The sequence below is a fragment of the Chryseobacterium sp. UF-81 genome, from assembly GCF_058245105.1.
In genome coordinates this window covers 1-18,081 of sequence record NZ_JBSIBX010000019.1, presented here as the reverse complement: position 1 = coordinate 18,081, position 18,081 = coordinate 1, and the positions used below count along the sequence as shown (strand labels likewise).

18 protein-coding genes are annotated in these 18,081 nt (G+C 39.0%); 7 read left to right on the top strand and 11 right to left on the bottom strand.

Annotation, left to right across the window (positions count from 1 at the left end):
- Positions 1–83: 83 nt before the first annotated feature.
- Positions 84–962 (bottom strand): NAD(P)H-binding protein, encoded by an 879-nt coding sequence (locus AC4IFE_RS19845; RefSeq protein WP_490758849.1) that lies wholly within the window; start codon positions 960–962, stop codon positions 84–86.
- 79 nt (positions 963–1,041) lie between these two features.
- Between AC4IFE_RS19845 and AC4IFE_RS19840 the strand changes: the two genes are divergently transcribed.
- Positions 1,042–1,401, top strand: coding sequence for a winged helix-turn-helix transcriptional regulator (locus AC4IFE_RS19840; RefSeq protein WP_436809123.1), 360 nt, complete (start codon positions 1,042–1,044; stop codon positions 1,399–1,401).
- A gap of 54 nt (positions 1,402–1,455) precedes the next feature.
- Here the strand turns inward: AC4IFE_RS19840 and AC4IFE_RS19835 are convergent, their stop codons facing one another.
- Positions 1,456–2,511 carry an NAD(P)-dependent alcohol dehydrogenase gene (locus tag AC4IFE_RS19835; RefSeq protein ID WP_490758848.1) on the bottom strand — a complete coding sequence of 352 codons (1,056 nt, stop codon included), beginning with the start codon at positions 2,509–2,511 and terminating at the stop codon, positions 1,456–1,458.
- A gap of 33 nt (positions 2,512–2,544) precedes the next feature.
- Positions 2,545–2,949, bottom strand: coding sequence for a cupin domain-containing protein (locus AC4IFE_RS19830; RefSeq protein ID WP_490758847.1), 405 nt, complete (start codon positions 2,947–2,949; stop codon positions 2,545–2,547).
- A 132-nt stretch (positions 2,950–3,081) separates the two neighbouring features.
- Between AC4IFE_RS19830 and AC4IFE_RS19825 the strand changes: the two genes are divergently transcribed.
- The gene (locus AC4IFE_RS19825; protein WP_490758846.1) at positions 3,082–3,984 is read left to right on the top strand and encodes a helix-turn-helix domain-containing protein; all 903 of its coding nucleotides are present in this window, start codon (positions 3,082–3,084) and stop codon (positions 3,982–3,984) included.
- Positions 3,985–4,096: 112 nt separating this feature from the next.
- Positions 4,097–5,437: a carboxylesterase family protein gene (locus AC4IFE_RS19820; RefSeq protein WP_490758845.1), complete on the top strand. Its 1,341-nt coding sequence runs from the start codon at positions 4,097–4,099 to the stop codon at positions 5,435–5,437.
- A gap of 394 nt (positions 5,438–5,831) precedes the next feature.
- On the opposite strand, the gene AC4IFE_RS19815 is transcribed toward AC4IFE_RS19820, so the two are convergent.
- The 6 genes from AC4IFE_RS19815 to lpxK all read right to left on the bottom strand — a co-directional run bounded on the left by AC4IFE_RS19815 (position 5,832) and on the right by lpxK (position 11,517).
- Positions 5,832–7,304: an alpha-amylase gene (locus AC4IFE_RS19815; RefSeq protein ID WP_490758844.1), complete on the bottom strand. Its 1,473-nt coding sequence runs from the start codon at positions 7,302–7,304 to the stop codon at positions 5,832–5,834.
- Between the two features lie 42 nt (positions 7,305–7,346).
- Positions 7,347–8,444: a DNA polymerase IV gene (gene dinB / locus AC4IFE_RS19810; protein ID WP_490758850.1), complete on the bottom strand. Its 1,098-nt coding sequence runs from the start codon at positions 8,442–8,444 to the stop codon at positions 7,347–7,349.
- 174 nt (positions 8,445–8,618) lie between these two features.
- Positions 8,619–9,074, bottom strand: coding sequence for a GNAT family N-acetyltransferase (locus AC4IFE_RS19805; protein ID WP_490758843.1), 456 nt, complete (start codon positions 9,072–9,074; stop codon positions 8,619–8,621).
- A complete protein-coding gene (locus AC4IFE_RS19800) occupies positions 9,074–9,589 on the bottom strand; it encodes a TlpA family protein disulfide reductase (protein ID WP_490758842.1) in 516 nt (171 codons plus the stop codon). The genes AC4IFE_RS19805 and AC4IFE_RS19800 overlap by 1 nt, the downstream gene beginning before the upstream one ends.
- A 103-nt stretch (positions 9,590–9,692) precedes the next feature.
- Complete coding sequence (locus tag AC4IFE_RS19795; RefSeq protein WP_490758841.1) at positions 9,693–10,508, bottom strand: purine-nucleoside phosphorylase; 816 nt, start codon at positions 10,506–10,508, stop codon at positions 9,693–9,695.
- Positions 10,492–11,517: a tetraacyldisaccharide 4'-kinase gene (lpxK, locus tag AC4IFE_RS19790; RefSeq protein ID WP_490758840.1), complete on the bottom strand. Its 1,026-nt coding sequence runs from the start codon at positions 11,515–11,517 to the stop codon at positions 10,492–10,494. Before lpxK ends, AC4IFE_RS19795 begins: the two co-directional genes overlap by 17 nt.
- 88 nt (positions 11,518–11,605) lie before the next feature.
- Here lpxK and truA point away from each other — a divergent pair, with 88 nt between their 5' ends.
- The 3 genes from truA (at position 11,606) to AC4IFE_RS19775 (ending at position 14,770) form a co-directional block, all read left to right on the top strand.
- A complete protein-coding gene (truA, locus tag AC4IFE_RS19785; protein WP_490758839.1) occupies positions 11,606–12,361 on the top strand; it encodes a tRNA pseudouridine(38-40) synthase TruA in 756 nt (251 codons plus the stop codon).
- A gap of 155 nt (positions 12,362–12,516) precedes the next feature.
- Positions 12,517–12,855, top strand: a complete 339-nt coding sequence (locus tag AC4IFE_RS19780; RefSeq protein WP_490758838.1) for a hypothetical protein — start codon at positions 12,517–12,519, stop codon at positions 12,853–12,855.
- Positions 12,856–13,009: 154 nt separating this feature from the next.
- Positions 13,010–14,770: an ABC transporter ATP-binding protein gene (locus AC4IFE_RS19775; protein WP_490758837.1), complete on the top strand. Its 1,761-nt coding sequence runs from the start codon at positions 13,010–13,012 to the stop codon at positions 14,768–14,770.
- A gap of 67 nt (positions 14,771–14,837) precedes the next feature.
- Here the strand turns inward: AC4IFE_RS19775 and AC4IFE_RS19770 are convergent, their stop codons facing one another.
- Together AC4IFE_RS19770 and AC4IFE_RS19765 are read right to left on the bottom strand one after the other, a co-directional pair.
- Positions 14,838–16,622 (bottom strand): GEVED domain-containing protein, encoded by a 1,785-nt coding sequence (locus tag AC4IFE_RS19770; RefSeq protein ID WP_490758836.1) that lies wholly within the window; start codon positions 16,620–16,622, stop codon positions 14,838–14,840.
- A gap of 226 nt (positions 16,623–16,848) precedes the next feature.
- Positions 16,849–17,460, bottom strand: a complete 612-nt coding sequence (locus AC4IFE_RS19765; RefSeq protein ID WP_490758835.1) for a class I SAM-dependent methyltransferase — start codon at positions 17,458–17,460, stop codon at positions 16,849–16,851.
- 356 nt (positions 17,461–17,816) lie between these two features.
- Between AC4IFE_RS19765 and AC4IFE_RS19760 the strand changes: the two genes are divergently transcribed.
- A complete protein-coding gene (locus AC4IFE_RS19760) occupies positions 17,817–18,029 on the top strand; it encodes a hypothetical protein (RefSeq protein ID WP_490758834.1) in 213 nt (70 codons plus the stop codon).
- Positions 18,030–18,081: the final 52 nt, after the last annotated feature.

Here is an 18,081-nt window from a genome sequence, read left to right as displayed (position 1 = left end):
CCCCCCCCCCCCCCCCCCCCCCCCCCCCCCCCCGAAACTGTTTTTAGAAAATTTATCTGGTTTCAGAAAAAAAGAAATCAAACTTAAAACTTATTGGCAAATTCGCGGGCAAAGTCTTCCAGTTTTATTGAGCCTTTAACCGGAGATCCCTGTTCCATAAAATCCTTCTGGACAACACCGGTTCTCATTCCTTTTCCCATTTCAACATAAAGTTCAGCCATTTCCTGTGGCAGGCCTGCCTGCACCATTCCATCTAAGGCCTGATCATCTGTAAATTCAATCCAGGGTAATTCCGGATTCCCAATGGCGGTTCCTAGAACTTTTGCAAAATCTGCTGGCGGGCGGGAATCGCTTACCACGTAACGGATGTTTTTACCGGTTGTATTTTTCACTAATTCCTCAGCGGCAGCCTTGGCAATATCTGTTGGATGCACCAATGGGATATCTACATTTTCAGGATAATTCCCGCCGATAATCCCTGCATTTTTAATCAATGGAATGTCATTGAAGAAATTTATGTAGAAATAGCCTGCCCTTAGAAAGGTAACGGAAGTATTTTCCAGACCGGTGTATAGTTTTTCAATATGATGAAGCCCTTTAATGGGACCGTTTTCAACCGGAGAGTCAGCTCCCACACTGCTTAGCATGACAACTCTCCTGACCCCTGTTCTGGCAATAGCTTCAGCATAATTTTTTCCTGCATTCACTGTATTTTCAACAATATTAGTCTCACCCATAATTGGGGGAGTCATTGCAAATACGGAATCAGCACCTTCAAATGCTTTAACTAAAAAATCTACATCAGTAATAGAGCCGATGGCGGCTTTTGCCCCTAAAGATTCAATTTCACTTTTTTTGGCTTCACTGCTACTAATTACAGTAATGTCGTGCCCTTCTGCAATTAATTGCTGTGCTAACGGTTTTGCGGTGTTCCCTAAAGAACCGGTTACAATAATTTTCATATTAAATGTTGTTTATTTCTTCATACAAAGTTATATTTGTACTTACTTTTATACAAGTACTTACCCTAAAGTATGTATCATGACAGCAATTAAAGAAAGTTCTACCATTCAGCAGAACAGAAAAAATATATTGGAACAGTGCCCGGTAATGTATGTGATGGAAAAAATAGGCGGTTTTTGGAAGCCTATTATTCTGTTCAACCTTTCAACAGGAGAGAAGAGATACAGCGAGTTAAAAAGAGCGATTCCTGAGGTGACGGAAAAAATGCTGATTCAGCATCTTAAACAATTAGAGGCGGATGGGCTGATTATCAGAACAGCAAAGCCAGTAGTTCCCCCACATGTTACTTACGAACTGAGCAAAGCAGGCCTCAAGCTGGCTCCTGTCATCGATGCAATGGCAGACTGGGCTTTTCAGGATATGAAAAAAGCGTATTAATATCAATAAAAAAAGACCCTTCAGCGAAGAGTCTTTTATTTTGATATCTGAAAATTATGATAAAGATTTCATATCAATAACGAAGCGGTATCTTACATCGCTTTTCAGCATTCTTTCATACGCTTCATTGATCTCCTGCATTTTGATGATCTCAATTTCAGAAACAATATTATGTTCACCACAGAAATCTAACATTTCCTGGGTTTCAGCAATACCTCCGATTAAAGAAGCCGCTACAGACCTTCTTCCCATGATCATAGGAACCGTGTTCAAGATAGGTTCCAAACCACCTAAATATCCTACTAAAACAAGTGTTCCGCTGATGTTTAAGGTGGCCACATAAGGATTTACATCGTGTACATAAGGAACAGTATCAATAATCACATCGAATTTTCCTTTTACAGAATTCATGTGCTCATCATCTGTAGAAATAACCACGTGATCTGCACCCAACTGCTTGGCATCATCCGTTTTTCCCGGAGTTCTTGAGAATAAAGTAACCTCGGCTCCCAAACCTTTGGCCAGTTTGATTGCCATATGACCCAATCCTCCTAATCCAACAACTGCCACTTTAGAGTTAGGGCCAACATTCCAGTGTCTTAACGGCGACCATGTAGTAATACCTGCACAAAGTAATGGTGCTACAGCTGCCAGGTCTAAGTTTTCAGGGACCCTTAAAACAAAGCTTTCATCTACAACTACTTTTTCAGAATATCCTCCGAAAGTATGACCTCCCAAATGCTTGTCAGGGCCGTTATAAGTTCCTGTAAACCCGTTCAGGCAATACTGTTCAAGATCCTTCTTACAGCTGTCGCAGGTTCCGCATGAATCTACCAGACATCCTACTGCTGCAAGATCTCCCACTTTAAATTTAGAAACCTCACTTCCTATATTGGTAATTCTGCCTACAATTTCGTGGCCGGGAACTGTTGGATACATAGTTCCGCCCCAGTCATTTCTTGCAGTATGAAGATCAGAATGGCAAACCCCGCAGTATAGAATTTCAATTTCTACATCTTTAGGTGTTGTTTCTCTTCTTTCAATATTCATCTCTTTCAGGTCTGCCGTAGTAGACCCTGCCCCATAGGCTTTTACTGTGATTGTGCTCATTGATTTATTTAATTTATGTTTAATTAAGTTCAGTTATAAATTATTGTATTCTTCATCACTTACAGGTTCCAGCCATTCCACAATACCGTCCTGAGTATTGGGATTGATGGCAATATGCGTGAACTCACTGTCTGCGGACGCACCATGCCAATGGATGATACCAGGAAGGATATTCACTACATCTCCAGGATGTAAAACCTGTGCCGGCTTCCCTTTTTCCTGATAAAATCCTGTTCCTGAAGTTACAATTAAAATCTGGCCCCCACCGTGGGAATGCCAGTTATTTCTGCATCCGGGTTCAAAAATGACATTTCCGATCTGGCAGTTCAAATCATCTTCATTAGGTTTTAAAATCTGGACCCAGGCAGTGCCTCCCGAAAAATAGTCTTCGGGCGCTTTTTCTCCTTTGGGAAAAATATTTGTATTGAATGTTTCCATAACAGTACAAAAGTCGACACTTTTAAGTAAACACAACTTATACAGATTACCGAAATACTTACCAATTTTACAGACCCTATAAAAAGGTCCGCAGGAAAGTGGTAATTTTGAATAAGCTTAAAAAGATAGTCAATGGAAGATCAGGAAGTTGAAAAAGTAAACAGTATTTCAGATTACAATAAAATGGTGAATCATGAAACGCTGCATCCGCTGGTAAGTGTGGTAGATTTTGCAAAATCCGATCCTATATGCCAGTACAAAAGAACCTATACTTTTTATACCGTTTTTCTGAAAGATGTAATCTGTGGCGACATGCATTACGGAAAGCACAGCTATGATTACCAGGAAGGCACACTGGTCTTTATTGCTCCGGGACAGGTAAGCGGGGTTACCAACGACGGAAAATCTATACAGCCGGGCGGATATGCATTGCTGTTTCATCCTGATCTCATCAAAGGAACCAATCTTGGCAAGAATATCAAAGATTATAGCTTCTTTTCCTATGACGTACACGAGGCATTGCATCTTTCGGAAAAAGAAAGGGAAATTGTTCTCGAATGTTTTAAAAATATAAAACTGGAGCTCGAACAATCCATCGACAAGCACAGCAAATCATTAATCGTCAACAATATTGAACTGTTTTTAAATTACTGTATGCGGTTCTACGACCGTCAGTTTATTACAAGAGATCATGTCAACCAGGGGGTTATTGGAAAATTTGAAAATCTGGTGGATGAATATTTGAAATCTGACAATCCAAAAAATATCGGTTTTCCGATGGTCAATTACTTTGCCGAAAAGCTGAACCTGTCTGCCAATTACTTTGGAGACCTGATTAAAAAAGAATTAGGAGTTTCTGCTCAGGAATTTATTCATAATAAGCTGATCGATATTGCCAAAGAACAGATCCTGAATCCGTCAAAATCGATCAGTGAAATTTCTTATGATCTCGGATTTAAGTATCCGCAGCATTTTACGAGATTATTCAAAGCTAAAGTTGGCATTTCTCCCAGTGAATACAAAACATTGAACTGATAAATTAATGATATAAAAGTCTTGCATTTTGAGCATTAAATCAATGCAAAAATTTTCTCATTTCAAAAAACTGAATTAATTTTAATAGATAGAATTTTTCAAAGTTTTTAAAATGACCGTTGAGCAGACCACAACCCACATTTTTCAGACCTCTTTCGGGAAAGTTATTGCATTAAAGAACAACGGTATTATCAGAGCCGGAAGCATCCGGTATGCGCGCTCTGAAAGATTTCAAAAACCTGTTGCAGAGCAGCCTTCGCCTTCAGAAATCATATTCCCGGATAAAACTCCTGTTTGTCCGCAGGCGATTAGTCCGTTAGTGGAAAAAATGATTGGTCCTACTCCTATTGAGCATTTTCATCCTGATGAATCCACACAGTATCTTTCAGTCTTCCTTCCCGACAGCATTACAGATCGTGAAAAGCTTCCTGTTGTAGTCTGGATCCACGGAGGTTCTCATGAGATCGGATGTGGTGATCTTCCTACCTCTGATCCCAGTGACTGGGTGCGGGAACAGCAGATCATTGTAGTTACCGTTTCCTATAGGCTCGGGCTTTTAGGATTTCTGGGAGGCGACAAAAGGCCGCCTAATTTGGGGCTCTTTGATATCATAGAAGCATTAAAATGGATACAAACCTATATCTCAGAATTTGGTGGCGATCCTGAAAATATTACTCTTTTAGGCCAGTCTTCAGGCGGTGATGCCATTGCTCACCTTATGATTTCCGAAGGGGTTGAAGATCTATTTCAAAGAGTGATTATCCAGAGCGCTCCGTTGGGTTTACGCCATAAAAGGCAGAAAATGTCCGCCGAATTTTTAAAAAAGACCGAAGGACTGAAAGACGAAACAGATATCTTTAAAATGATGGATGAATATAAGAAATATGTGCCGTCCGTCATTAAATACGGCTTGAAAGCGGCTATGCCTTTTGGTACACAATATGGATTCCCACCTTTATGCAAAGAAGAAGAATCAGTAGAAAAATGGAAATCTAATGCTGGAAAATATGATGTACTGATTGGCCTGAATAATGATGAAACGGCATTTTACCTTAAAACTTCTGATGCCTTAAATAAATATTTCGGGAAAGGTTTTGGATTGAAAGTTTTGGATAAAGCTGTTGAAAAGACGACTGAACTCATCTATGGGACTCCGGCAAAGGTTTTTGCGGAAAACTATGCAAAGGCAGGAGGGAACGTTTATTTATTCAGAATTCATTCCAGATCAGAAAACAGCCCTATCGGGGCTCCACATTGTATTGATCTTCCTTTGATTTTCGGAAATGAATCGGCCTGGAAATCCTCTGAAATGGTAAAGGATATTCCATGGAAATACATTGATGAGAACGGCAAAAAATTAAGAGCGCTCTGGGCAGAATTTGCAAAAACCGGGAAGATTTCTGATGATTCGGAAAGACCTGAAATCCTGAAAATCCAAAAAATAAATTCTTAAATAAACTGATAACAGCTTTTTTGAAGAAGCAACATTTGAACGTTTAGTTGATGAAATAGATAGACTTACGCAGGTATTTGGTGATTCGCATTTGCCAATAATTATGATATTTTATGTATATTAGAACTAACCAAACCAAAATCTATTAATTATGAAAACAAAACTTTTTGCTAACGTACGAAAGCTTGAGAGAAAGGAACTTAAGAATCTAAAAGGCGAAGGAATCATCAGGGGCAGGGTGTGCTGTACCTCTAACGAGGATGGCTACTGCTGCGAATGGGCTATTAATATGGAGAATTGCCGGTACATCTACTGCTAATTATTCTGTTCGTAAAATTAATTTAAGGCATACATAACTCTTTGATATGTATGCCTTTTATATGTATTGTAGGAATTACTCAGAGACCCATACACTTACATTTCCTGCAGGAACCGGGAAATCTCCCCATCCGTTCTCATCAATGATTACCGTTTCCTCGGATCTTTTAAGTAAATCTTTGAAACTTTTGCCTGCATACTGTTTTCCCATTTCCATAGGTTTGCTGTAAGCCTCCTTATTACTTAAAACCACAGCACATCCGGAATGTTCACCATCTCCTTCACGCGTCCAGCCCAAACAGTTGGCATCTTCAAAATAATCTCTCTGTGTTCCGTAAGCATGATTCTTTCTTGCTTTAAGAAGTTCTTCCAGGCCATCTACTTTCTGTAAGAAGATTTCCTGATCGTTACCATCTCTGCCCTTGTCAACATAATGTGCACCATAAAGGTCAGGATAAAATACACACGGATATCCATTTTCGCGAAGCAGAATCAATGCATAGGCCAATGGTTTAAACCATGATTCTACCGGAGCTTCAAGATCCTGCAAAGGCTGTGTGTCATGATTGTCCACAAGGCTTACAGAATGCATCGGATCTGCCTGGGTAAGGGTTTGGTCAAAAATCCTGCGGAGATCATAAGAGCTGCCTTCATGAGATGCAGTATGGAAATTATTCTGCAGTGAGCTGTCAAAAAGGCTCATGCATCCTTCCGTTACCTCAATGTATTTCTGCAGAAGATTAAGCTGCCCCGGAGCCCAGTATTCTCCGACTGCAAAAATGTTTTTTCCGGAATTGGAGCGCAACATGGTCAGCCATTCCTTATAAAAGTCAAATGAAATATGTTTTAAGGCATCCAGTCTTACTCCGTCAAAATCGGTCAGGTTAAAATACCATTCTGCCCAGCTGTTGAGCTCTTCTCGTACAAAAGGATTCCGGTGTTCGATGTCGTTGTACATCAGGTAATCGTAATTCCCTTTCTCATCGTCAATCATCTCTTCCCAGTCGTTTCCGTATTCAGACTGTATTTTAAAGATGTGTGAATCCATACCTTCGGCATAATCCACACCGCTGAAGCAGGTAAAGTTCCATTCAAAATCAGAATACTTTTTTTTTCTTCCGGGAAACGTGAATTTAGTATAAGATTCTATCTCAATGACATCGGAAATAACTTTTTCCCTGTTGTTTTCATCTACCTTTACGGCTTTAAATTTTTCCAGTTCGTCACCGCCGGCTTTATGCCCAAGGACGATATCTACGATTATCTCAATATTTTGCTTTTTTAAAGCTTTAATAGCTTTTATATAATCATTCCTGGTGCCATATTTAGTAGGAATGCTCCCTTTCTGGTCAAACTCTCCGAGGTCATACAGATCATAAGCATCGTATCCTACAGAATAGCCTGCATTTGTTCCTTTATAGGCAGGAGGGAACCATACTGAAGTAATTCCTAATTTTGCCAGATATGCGGCCTGTTTTTCTGCTTCTTTCCATAATTTTCCATTTCCTTCAGAGTACCAGTGGAAAAATTGAATCATTGTCGGGTTCATAGGCTGTAATTTGGTTACTACAATATAGTGAAAATTTTTCACCTATTCACGCTCAAACTCTTCGAACGGGATTTTTAGTTGAATAGAAACCTGTTTCTTTTCCTCGGTGTTGAGGTGGGAGAGGGATAGGCCCAGCAATCTTACAGGCTTATCAAATGGCCTTAGTTCCCAGAGTTTTTTTCCGGTGCTGAAATACTGTTCAGGAGAAGTGAAATACTCTTCTTTTGTAAAGCTTCTCGTAAAAAGCGAAAAATCTTTATACTTGATTTTTAAAGTTAATGCCCTGCCCAGAATATTATTCTTTTGCAGCCTTTGGTGAAGCTCCTGACTCAGATGCTCCAGTTTTTCATTAATCGACTGGTCATCAAAAAGATCTTCAAAGAAAGTTCTCTCCACAGCCACACTTTTCTGGATCCGGTGCGGCTTTACCTCAGAATTATGAATGCCGCGCACTACATTGTAATAATAACCGCCGGATTTTCCAAAAAGCCTCACCAGCTCTTCAAGCGTTTTTTTCTTTAAATCTTTTCCTTTATAAATTCCTAAACTAAACATTTTGTTAGCCGTAACCTTTCCGACGCCGTAAAATTTTTCTACAGGAAGCTCTTCAAGGAAACCTTCAATTCTATCCGGATGAATGGTTTTCTGACCATTCGGTTTATTGATATCGGAAGCTACTTTTGCAAGAAATTTGTTAACGGATATACCTGCAGAAGCGGTAAGTCCTGTTTGCTCAAATATTTTCTGGCGGATCTCTCTGGCAATCTGATTGGCAGATTCTATGTCTTTCTTATTTTCAGTGACATCAAGGTAGGCTTCATCTAAAGACAGAGGTTCTACAAGATCAGTATATTCATGGAAAATGTTGCGGATCTGTTTGGATATTTCTTTGTATCGTGCAAAGCGAGGTGTTACAAAAATGATATGAGGACATTTTTCTTTGGCTGTTTTGCTGGGCATTGCAGACCGTACACCATATTTTCTGGCTTCATAGCTGGCTGCTGCAACGACTCCCCGGTGTTCCCCTCCTACAGCAATAGGTTTCCCCTTAAGTGAAGGATTATCATGCTGTTCCACAGAAGCATAAAATGCATCCATATCAACATGAATAATCTTACGGGTGGAAAAAGAAGAATCCATACCGCAAAGATATGGATTCATTTATTTTGAATTGAATTATAATTAATTTGAGTTCGGTGCAAATTTGATCATCCGGTTAAAAAACTTTGCTGTCGGACTACGATAACTTCCCTCTTCCAACTTCAAACTTCCTGACATCATTGAAAAGAGAAAGTCTTATTTCGAAAAGGATTATTACGTTTTCATTCTCATCGTAACGAGTAATGATTCAAATCCTGCTTTTTCATAGGCTTTTACAGCAGATTCGTTTTGTGCGTACACATCAAGTCTTACTTCAGAAATGTCTTTGGATTTTGCCCAGCTGATCAGTTCATCGAGGATCAGCTTATTAACTCCTTTTCCTCTGTGTTCAGGCTTTACATACATAAATCCCAGGTAAGCATATCGATCGAAATTGGAATAATTATTTTCCGGTTTTTTGATTCGTGCATAACCGGAGGCTATGATTTCGTTTTCCTCTTCGGTAACAAGTACAAGGGCTTCTTCAGATCTTATCAGGTGAAGCAGATCATAATAATGGATCTCTCCATCCATAAGAGTACTGTTAAATGGTCTTTCTGCAGAAACGATTCCCTGCTCAAATTCTAAAAGGACCTTCAGATCCTGTTCTGTAGCTTTTCTTGTGATCATTATTGTAAAAGGTGGTTGATGGTTTCCTGTATTTCCGGATCTTCTGGGGAAATAGCATAGTATTTTGCGATGGAAGACTTCTGGTCCACCACTATATATCTAGGTATCCAGTTGAGGTCGATATAATTGTTAAAATCATTTTTCCAGCCCGAAGCGAACCAGTAATTATCCTTGTCCTTCATATTGAATCTGTCCAGGCTTTTATCAAAACCTTCTTTTGATCTTTCCAGTGAAAGGAAGACAAAATCTACATTCGGATTGTTTTTTTCAAGCTCTTCAGCTTTTGGAAGTGCCTTTAAGCAATCTCTGCACCATCCGGCCCAGAAATCAATCACTAAAACTTTTCCTTTATGTTGATCAAGAATCTGCTGAATGGTGGTATCTTTTCCTTGCTCATCTTCCAGCTTCTGTACCAGCGCTTCTTTGGAGAAACTGGTTTTTAGAATTTTCGGTTGCTGCTGTGCAGAGCCCAGACCGAAAATACTGATCGTAAGAATTAATGCGAACTTTTTCATTCTTTCAATTTCATTTATACAAATCTAAACAATGAAACGCAATTGGAGATTGATTTCTTATGAATTAGGAAAAATTTATGAGATTGAAAATTTCTATAAAGATCTACTGATAATTTTTGATCAGGCCTTTTACGACAGCGATCACATTCGGCATGGCTTTATTGGCTGCATTCAGAACTTCCTTGTGGGAAACGGCAAAGGCTATATCCGGTCCGCCAAGGTCTGTAATCACAGAGATGCAGAAAACATCCATGTCCATATGCCTGGCAACTATTACTTCCGGAACAGTGCTCATGCCTACCATATCACCACCAATGGCCTTAATCATGCCATATTCAGCAGGTGTTTCAAAAGTTGGTCCCTGTAGTGCTACGTACACTCCCTGGTGGATTTTAATATTGTTTTCAGCGGCAGCCTTTTCGGCGGCAGCGATCATTTTTTTGTTGTAAGGTTCGCTCATATCCACGAAACGCGGTCCGAACGATTCAATATTTTTACCACGAAGCGGATGTTCAGGCATCATATTGATATGGTCTTTTAAAATAACGATATCAGCAACATTATAAGCAGGATTTACGCCGCCACAGGCATTGGAAAGAATGAGGTTTTTAATACCCAACAGATGGAAAACTCTTATCGGGAAAGTCACTGTTTCCATGGAGTGGCCTTCGTAATAATGAAAACGGCCGCTCATCATCAGAACCTTTTTGCCATTAAGAATTCCGTAGATTAATTTTCCTCCGTGCCCAACAACAGTGGTTTGAGGGAAATTAGGGATTTCAGGATATTCCAAAATATGAATGGCTTCCACTTCATCCTGCAGTTTTCCCAATCCGGATCCTAAAACAACAGCAAAATCGGGAATCTCTTTGATTGTATTTTTGATGAAATCGGCGGTCTGCTTAATTTTTTCTAACATAATCTAAGATGATTTGGTTGAATTCTTCCTTTTTATCAATGATAACATTAATAGGCCAGTAGTAAACAATGTCTCTAAGATAGTCAAAAGTTTTCAGACGTACATAATCTTTCTCCGTGGTCAGGATCAGCTTATATTCGCCTAATTTTTTATATTCTGCGGTGATATTTTTGATGTCGTCATCCGTAAAATTATGATGGTCCCTGAATTTTAAATGTTTAACCCGCTGCGAAAATTTAGCCAGATGCTCCAGAAGCGGTTTGGGGTTGGCAATTCCTGTAATCAGAAGGATGTCATAATAGTTCAGGTTATTGTCCGGAAGCATTTTATCTTTTCCGTACACATTTTCGTCATAACCGATGGATGAAAAGAATACTTTTTGATTATAAGAAGGTCTGATCCTTGAAATATAATAACGTTTGGTTTCTTCGGTAAGCTCATCAGGGCATTTGCTTACCATGATAATATCTGCTCTTTTGGCTCCGTTTCTGGATTCCCTCAGATCTCCGGCCGGAAGAAGATGATCTTTAAAGTAAGGATCATTAAAATCTGTCATCAGAATATTGAATCCCGCTTTGATGGCTCTGTGCTGCATGGCATCATCCAGAACAAGAACATCAAGATCCATATCTCCAATTACCTTTTTGGCTCCGGGAACCCTTTCTTCTGAAACGGCAATGACAAAACGGTTTTTGAAGCGCTCAAAAAGCTGCATGGCTTCATCTCCTACGATTTTATAGTTGCTTTCATAGTTCGTAACTTCATACCCTTTCGTCAGTCTTCCATAGCCGCGTGAGAGTACTCCTGTCCTGTAATGTTTAGACAGATATTGGGCGAGATACATCACCATAGGCGATTTTCCGCTTCCGCCCACAGAAAGATTACCGACATTAATTATCGGGGTCTTGAACTTAGTCGTCTTAAAAACTCCCAGATCATACATTGTGTTTCGGATACCCGTTACCAAATGATAACCGAGGGAAAAAGGATAAAGGTACCATCTTTTCATACGTCTGCAAAAATAGGAATTTTCATAAGGATTTTAAGTAATATTCTCAAAGACTTTTCAACAAATATTTCATTAAATTAAAGTATTTTTGTGGAGTTATTATACTACATTGAGATACTTTATTGAATTTTCTTACAACGGAAAAAATTATTTCGGTTATCAGATACAACCGGATGCAGTTTCTGTACAGGAAGAACTGGAAAAAGCACTTTCCACGATATTAAGAGAAGAAGTTAAAACGACAGGTGCCGGAAGGACGGATACAGGCGTTCATGCTAAAAAAATATTTGCCCATTTTGACACGGAACGACCTGTGGATGAAATGAATCTTCCTTATAAATTAAACAGTTTCTTACCTCCCGATATTTCTATAAAACGGATCTTTAAGGTTAAAGATGATTTTCATGCCCGTTTTGATGCTACGTACAGAACCTACGAATATTATATTTCCCTCGCGAAAAATCCTTTTACCCAGGAATCGGCATGGCAGCATTGGAAAAGGCCGCTGGATATTAACAAAATGAATGAAGCCTGTAAGATTTTATTTGAATATGAAGATTTTACAAGCTTTGCTAAATTAAAAACGGACAATAAAACGAATATCTGTAAAATGTACAAAGCAGAGTGGGAGCAGGATGGAACAGAACTTAAGTTTACGGTTTCAGCCAACCGCTTCCTGAGAAACATGGTCCGTGCTATTGTAGGAACGATGGTGGAGATCGGAAGCGGAAAAATAAAACCGGAAGCTCTGCGTACCATCATTGAGGATAAAAACCGTAATGCTGCCGGAACTTCAGCGCCGGGCCATGGATTGTTTCTTGTGGATGTAGGATACGAATTTTAATCCTGTGACAAAATTTCAGTGATTTTACGGATGTTCTTTTGTTTTACAGTATTGAAAAAAAAGTTATTTTAGCAATCAGTGATTATTCTGTGGAAATTATTGCATTATTTCATAAAATAAGATAGTCTGAATGTTAAATATATAAAATACAAATTATGTTATCAATTTTAATTCTTATCGGAGCTTACAGGTATTATGCACAGCTTGCTGAAAAGTTCGGAAAAACAAAATGGCATTATGGACTTTTAGCAATTGGAGTGTATTTAGGAACGCAGCTGGTCTTTGGTTTTTCTTATGGAATTTACAAAGGTCTTACAGATCCTGCTTCTGTGGATGTGGATTATACCGGATTTTCCTTCGTGAATATTATCAGCTGGATCATTTCAATTGCAGCCGTATATGGCGTTTACTATTTTCTTGAAAAGAAGTTTGTGAAAGAACATATGGGTAAACCTTCTCTGGAAATTGAAAAGATTGGTGATAAAAATTTATAATGTATGCCGTGACTAGAAGATCGCTTATTATATTCATATTGTAAATAACCTTTATCTGAAATTTTCTATGACGATTTGATCAACTTCTAAAGGCTGTCAAATTTTAAAGTCTTATTTTTGCATAGAATTTTAAATTCTTTCTTCAACTCGTACAATGAAAAAACAAGATACCTGGGGAATTGTTAAGAGGCTGTTCTTTATAGGAATGAAATTCCGGTCCTGGTTCATCCTTACTTTAATTATTTCTGTCTTACTGTCCGTAGTTTCTACCTACAGACCTTATCTTACCATGGAGGTGGTCGATAATGATATCACCAAACTGAAGGATAATGCTTTGATGATGAAGCATATATATATCCTGGTAGGTTTGGTTTTTGCAGAAACTATTTTAAACTTTTTCTTAGTTTACTTTTCAAATTTTATTTCGCAGAATGTTATCCGTGATATCCGTGAAAGACTTTATGCAAAGCTGATCTATTTCAGAACGTCATTTTTTGATAAAACACCTATCGGGCAGCTTGTAACCCGTGCTGTAGGGGATGTAGAGACCATCGCTACGGTGTATACAGACGGTTTCCTGATGGTTTTCGGAGATATTCTAAGAATTGCATTTGTCCTGATCATGATGTTCAATACCAATGTGCATCTAAGCTATATTACATTGGCGATCCTGCCTTTAATGGTGATGATTACCAGATTTTTCCAGAAAAGACTGAAAAAAGCATTTGGAGATGAAAGAACATGGACGGCCAATCAGAACTCTTTTGTACAGGAAAGACTGGCTGGAATGTCAATAATTCAGGTTTTCAACAGGCAGGATGCAGAATTTAAAAAATTCGATGATATTAATATTACCCTCAAAAGTGCCTTACTGAGAACGGTATTCATCTTCTCCTTATTTTTTCCGGTAGTGGAGCTTATATCTTCTTTATTTATCGGATTTATCCTGTTTTATGGGGGGTATATCACAATCAGTGCCGGAGTTGTTATTGCATTTATCCAGTATATTTCCATGCTGATCCGTCCGCTAAGACAGATTGCAGACCGTTTTAATAATATCCAGAGAGGAATTGTAGGAGCAGAAAGAGTATTAGGTGTCATGGATGAAGATTATGCCATGCCCAATACAGGAACGGTGAAGAAAGATCACTTCGACGGTAAAATTGAGTTCGAGAAGGTGCATTTTGCGTACGATGACAAGCAGGAAGTGCTGAAAGGAATTGATTTTAAAGTAAATCCGGGCGAGACTGTTGCTATTGTAGGAGCGACCGGTGCGGGAAAATCTACCATTATCAGCCTTATCACAAGACTTTATGATATTAATTCCGGGAAGATTATAATTGATGATGTGGATGTAAAAGACTACGAGCTTTATAATCTGAGAAGCCATATCGGAGTGGTTCTGCAGGATGTATTCCTTTTCCACGGCAGCATTTTTGAAAATCTTGCCTTTGGGGATGAAAGCATCACTTTGGACAAAATAAAAGCCGGGGCAAAAGAAATTGAAGTAGATCAGTTTATTGAGCAGCTTCCGGGAGGATATGATTTTGTGGTAAGCGAAAGAGGATCCTCTATTTCCTTAGGTCAGAGACAGCTGTTGTCCTTCCTGAGAGCTTATTTATCCGACCCTAAAATCCTTATTCTGGATGAAGCCACTTCGTCTATAGACCATGAAAGTGAAAAACTGATCCAGAGGGCAACAGAAAAAATTACGAAAAACAGAACATCTATCATCATTGCCCACAGGCTTTCCACCATTGAAAAGGCAGATAAAATCATTGTAATGGAGCATGGTAAAATCGTAGAAGAAGGAAAGCATCTCGAACTTCTTGACCGTAACGGATATTACTCAACACTTTACAAAGCCCAGTTGAGACACGAAGTAGAGTTGGAAGAAGAAAATCAAAAATCATAGAATCAACATGATTTGATAAATAAAAAAAGAGAGCCTGGAGCTCTCTTTTTTGTTTGTAATCCGTTATTTAAAATTTTAATTTCTTATTGATCACTTTCCCGTTTTCCAAAACTGCCGTTACCGTGATGACGGTATTTTTCTCATTGACAGGAAACCTGAATTCAGAGGATTTTATATCTGTTCTGCCGGTCAAAAGCCTTCCCGAAGCATCGTAGATATGAACAGTGGAAATTTTAAGATCACTTTTTACCTGTACAAAACTCTCGTCTTTTAAGATCTCCGCATTGGTATGCTTCCTTACACTTTCAGCAGCCAACACATTCTGAGATGTGATAATCACAGAATAATCCTCTACCTGTCCGTATTTTGGAGTGTAGCAGGCGGTAACAGCTGTTCCGTTAAATTCACCGATTACTCGCATTCTTAATGGCGTATTGGTTACAGCGCCTGCAGGAGGAGTTACGGAGGCAGTGGCAACAGAACCGCTGCTTACTGCGCTTTGATTAAGCACAAGTTCTGTGGTCTCATTAAACTGTCCGTCATTATTGTAATCTATGTAAGCTTTGATAATATGCAGGTTGCTGGTTCCCGGTGCAACGGTAAGCGTTGTTGCGGTATTGGATGGAATTGTAGTTTTTGAAATACCGGAGCAGTAATTTCCCGTAAAATTTTCATAGAAATTATTGGAAGCCTGCTTGTAATTGGCAGAGTAGTTATTAATACTTGCGAATTTCACAGAAGTAACTCCTATATTAAAGCCTCCCGGATTCGTTATAGAAGAAGGAGTACAAGCTGATGTCAGTACAACACTGTTATCAGGTGTCGTTGAGGATGCAACAGGAGAGTTGATCAAAGACTGTCTGTACTGCAACAGCTGTGCAGTGGCTCTATTCGTCTGTCCCTGTGTAAACAGATCCCTGAAGCAGTATGTATAAGCCATTACATTTCTCTGTCCGCCGGCGTACAGCTGGCTCGTACAAGGATTGATCTGTCCGGTCTGGCAGCTGCTGGGAACAGAAGAGTGGTAAAGGCTTTTCATAGGTTCAGTATCACAAACCAGGTCTCCCTGCAGTGTACAGTCTGTGTCCGTAGGGCAGGCTCCGGTAGATTCATTGTAACCTTCGTGCGTGTGGCGAAGACCGAGCGCATGCCCGAATTCATGGGCTAAAGTCTGTTTATTCACTGCAGAGGCACTGGTTGCCATGAAAGAATAGTCCTTGCTGCCTCCTGGATAGTACGCATATCCGTTAAGAGCTCCTGCGTTGGAAGTCAGTTTTTTAACGACATAGATGTTATAATACTTGCTGGTGTCCCACATCCCCAATGCTGTGATGTCGGTAGCAGGAACCGCATTGGTGGTATTATCGTCATTCACTCCCCCGCTTACATATTTTGGAAGATGAGAAGCATTGATTCTGTTGATGCCGTTGGTTGGGTTACAGCTTGGATCCACTTTGGCAAAGACAAATCTCACGGGCAGAACAGCGCTGGTTCCGGCCATCCCGCTGGATGAGCTTCCCTCAAACACCCCATTGCTATAGTTAATCCATGCAATGATATCTGCATCAGATTTGTTATTGACTGTTCCAATGGCACTTCCGTCGCTCACTACATGGACTACGACAGGGATTTCATACACTTGATTTTTGTTAAGAGTGTTGGAAAATTTTCCGCTTTTGATCAGTTTTGATAATTCCAGGTTAAAAGCATCGTCCTGAGCCTTCTCTTCAGGGTGTCTTTCGTAATGTTTTCGCATCAGTTCATCCGTCCCGCACTCCTGGAATTCAACTTTCTGTGAATAAAAATTTGAACAGGCTAAACCTGAAACAATGATTAATAGTAGTTTTTTCATATATTATATTATTAAATTGTAGTGTGTTAAAAATAATAAAATAAATAACAAAAAACGATATTTTCTATTATATTGATTTAATTGGTGTTGAATTTGTTTGGAAAAATTATAAAATTGAAAGAATATGTATTAATAAGGGAATATGGTAGCGCCAGGTCGTGTCTGTTTTTATAAAAAAGACTTAAAAGAGGAAACTATTTTTATTGAATACTCTTTAAATCAGTATCTAAATTTTTTTAAAACAGCAGAAGATAAAATTCTGTACTGTACCAAAAGGAGTTGTATGATTTTCTGTAAGGCATTGTATTTTTTCAAAATCTGACTCAAACTTTGCTGGCAGCGATTCTTCATCGTATTGTTGAATATCGAGCCCACTGCATTTTGAAGGGCCGTTTTTCGAAAAAGTTCCCAAAATCATAAACCCGGTTACACTTTTACCTGCTATTTTGATATACTGGGAAACCTGTTGAGGAGTCGTTAAAAAATGGAAAGCAGCCCTGTCGTGCCAGATATCATAGGACTCCCGGGGTTCAAATGCTGTAATGTCTGAAACAATCCAGGTTATTTTATCAGCTTTTTTTCCTAACCTTTTTTTTGCCTTTTCCAAAGCTGTGGAGGAAATATCAAGGACAGTAATATTTTCATAGCCTTCCTCAAGAAGACAATCAACGAGATTGCTGTCCCCACCTCCTATATCAATGATCTTGGCATTTTTTCCCAAACCGAAGGAATGGATTAAATCCAGGGAGGGCTGTGGCTTTTTCTGCGTCCAGCTTACCTGGTCCGGATTTTTGGTTTCGTATACGTTTTCCCAGTGTTCTCTGTTGATATCATTCATTTTTTAACTTCGTTTAGTAGGGGTTAGAATATACCTTGATCCATATCCTTTTAACAGCTTATTTCTTCTTCGAATTTATGAATTAATCTGTTATGTTTTTGTATTGTTGATTTTCCCTGTATTAATAGGCTTTTCAACACATTTTTTGAGAAGTTTCAAAAAGCTTAAATTATTTTACCGCCAGAAAAAAATGTAAAATCCATACAAAATCATTAATTTAAGTAAAAAAGTAGAGGTTGACTGATGATTATATTGAAAAATTCATTATTTTTATTACAAATTTAAGGACTGCCCCGGACAATTACAGGGTGTCAAGTGTAAAATTGATTTTTTTTAATTAAAATCCAAAAATATAAATGAGCAACATACAAGATGAATTTAAAGTCTTTAAAGACGAGCTGAAAAAACTGAATATCGATGTACAGAAAATAGTGAAAGTGGGAAATGGCAGCATGGATTTCCACGAAGTTTTTTATAAGTCACCGAGGTACCAGGAAGTGAAGAGTGTATATGTCCAGCGTCATAATCTGGACAGCATGGTGGAGAAATTCAAAAAAGCTTACCACTAAAAATATAAGCCGTGGGGGGGGGGGGGGGGGGGGGGGGGGGGGGGGGGGGGGG

Coding starts and splice junctions, on each gene's coding strand:
- AC4IFE_RS19780 (WP_490758838.1), top strand. CDS start 12,517: ATGTTATCAATTTTAATTCTTATCGGAGCTTACAGGTATTATGCACAG.
- AC4IFE_RS19800 (WP_490758842.1), bottom strand. CDS start 9,589: ATGAAAAAGTTCGCATTAATTCTTACGATCAGTATTTTCGGTCTGGGC.
- AC4IFE_RS19795 (WP_490758841.1), bottom strand. CDS start 10,508: ATGTTAGAAAAAATTAAGCAGACCGCCGATTTCATCAAAAATACAATC.
- AC4IFE_RS19815 (WP_490758844.1), bottom strand. CDS start 7,304: ATGAACCCGACAATGATTCAATTTTTCCACTGGTACTCTGAAGGAAAT.
- AC4IFE_RS19820 (WP_490758845.1), top strand. CDS start 4,097: ATGACCGTTGAGCAGACCACAACCCACATTTTTCAGACCTCTTTCGGG.
- dinB (WP_490758850.1), bottom strand. CDS start 8,444: ATGGATTCTTCTTTTTCCACCCGTAAGATTATTCATGTTGATATGGAT.
- AC4IFE_RS19765 (WP_490758835.1), bottom strand. CDS start 17,460: ATGAATGATATCAACAGAGAACACTGGGAAAACGTATACGAAACCAAA.
- AC4IFE_RS19840 (WP_436809123.1), top strand. CDS start 1,042: ATGACAGCAATTAAAGAAAGTTCTACCATTCAGCAGAACAGAAAAAAT.
- AC4IFE_RS19830 (WP_490758847.1), bottom strand. CDS start 2,949: ATGGAAACATTCAATACAAATATTTTTCCCAAAGGAGAAAAAGCGCCC.
- AC4IFE_RS19760 (WP_490758834.1), top strand. CDS start 17,817: ATGAGCAACATACAAGATGAATTTAAAGTCTTTAAAGACGAGCTGAAA.
- AC4IFE_RS19825 (WP_490758846.1), top strand. CDS start 3,082: ATGGAAGATCAGGAAGTTGAAAAAGTAAACAGTATTTCAGATTACAAT.
- lpxK (WP_490758840.1), bottom strand. CDS start 11,517: ATGAAAAGATGGTACCTTTATCCTTTTTCCCTCGGTTATCATTTGGTA.
- AC4IFE_RS19835 (WP_490758848.1), bottom strand. CDS start 2,511: ATGAGCACAATCACAGTAAAAGCCTATGGGGCAGGGTCTACTACGGCA.
- AC4IFE_RS19805 (WP_490758843.1), bottom strand. CDS start 9,074: ATGATCACAAGAAAAGCTACAGAACAGGATCTGAAGGTCCTTTTAGAA.
- AC4IFE_RS19775 (WP_490758837.1), top strand. CDS start 13,010: ATGAAAAAACAAGATACCTGGGGAATTGTTAAGAGGCTGTTCTTTATA.
- AC4IFE_RS19770 (WP_490758836.1), bottom strand. CDS start 16,622: ATGAAAAAACTACTATTAATCATTGTTTCAGGTTTAGCCTGTTCAAAT.
- AC4IFE_RS19845 (WP_490758849.1), bottom strand. CDS start 962: ATGAAAATTATTGTAACCGGTTCTTTAGGGAACACCGCAAAACCGTTA.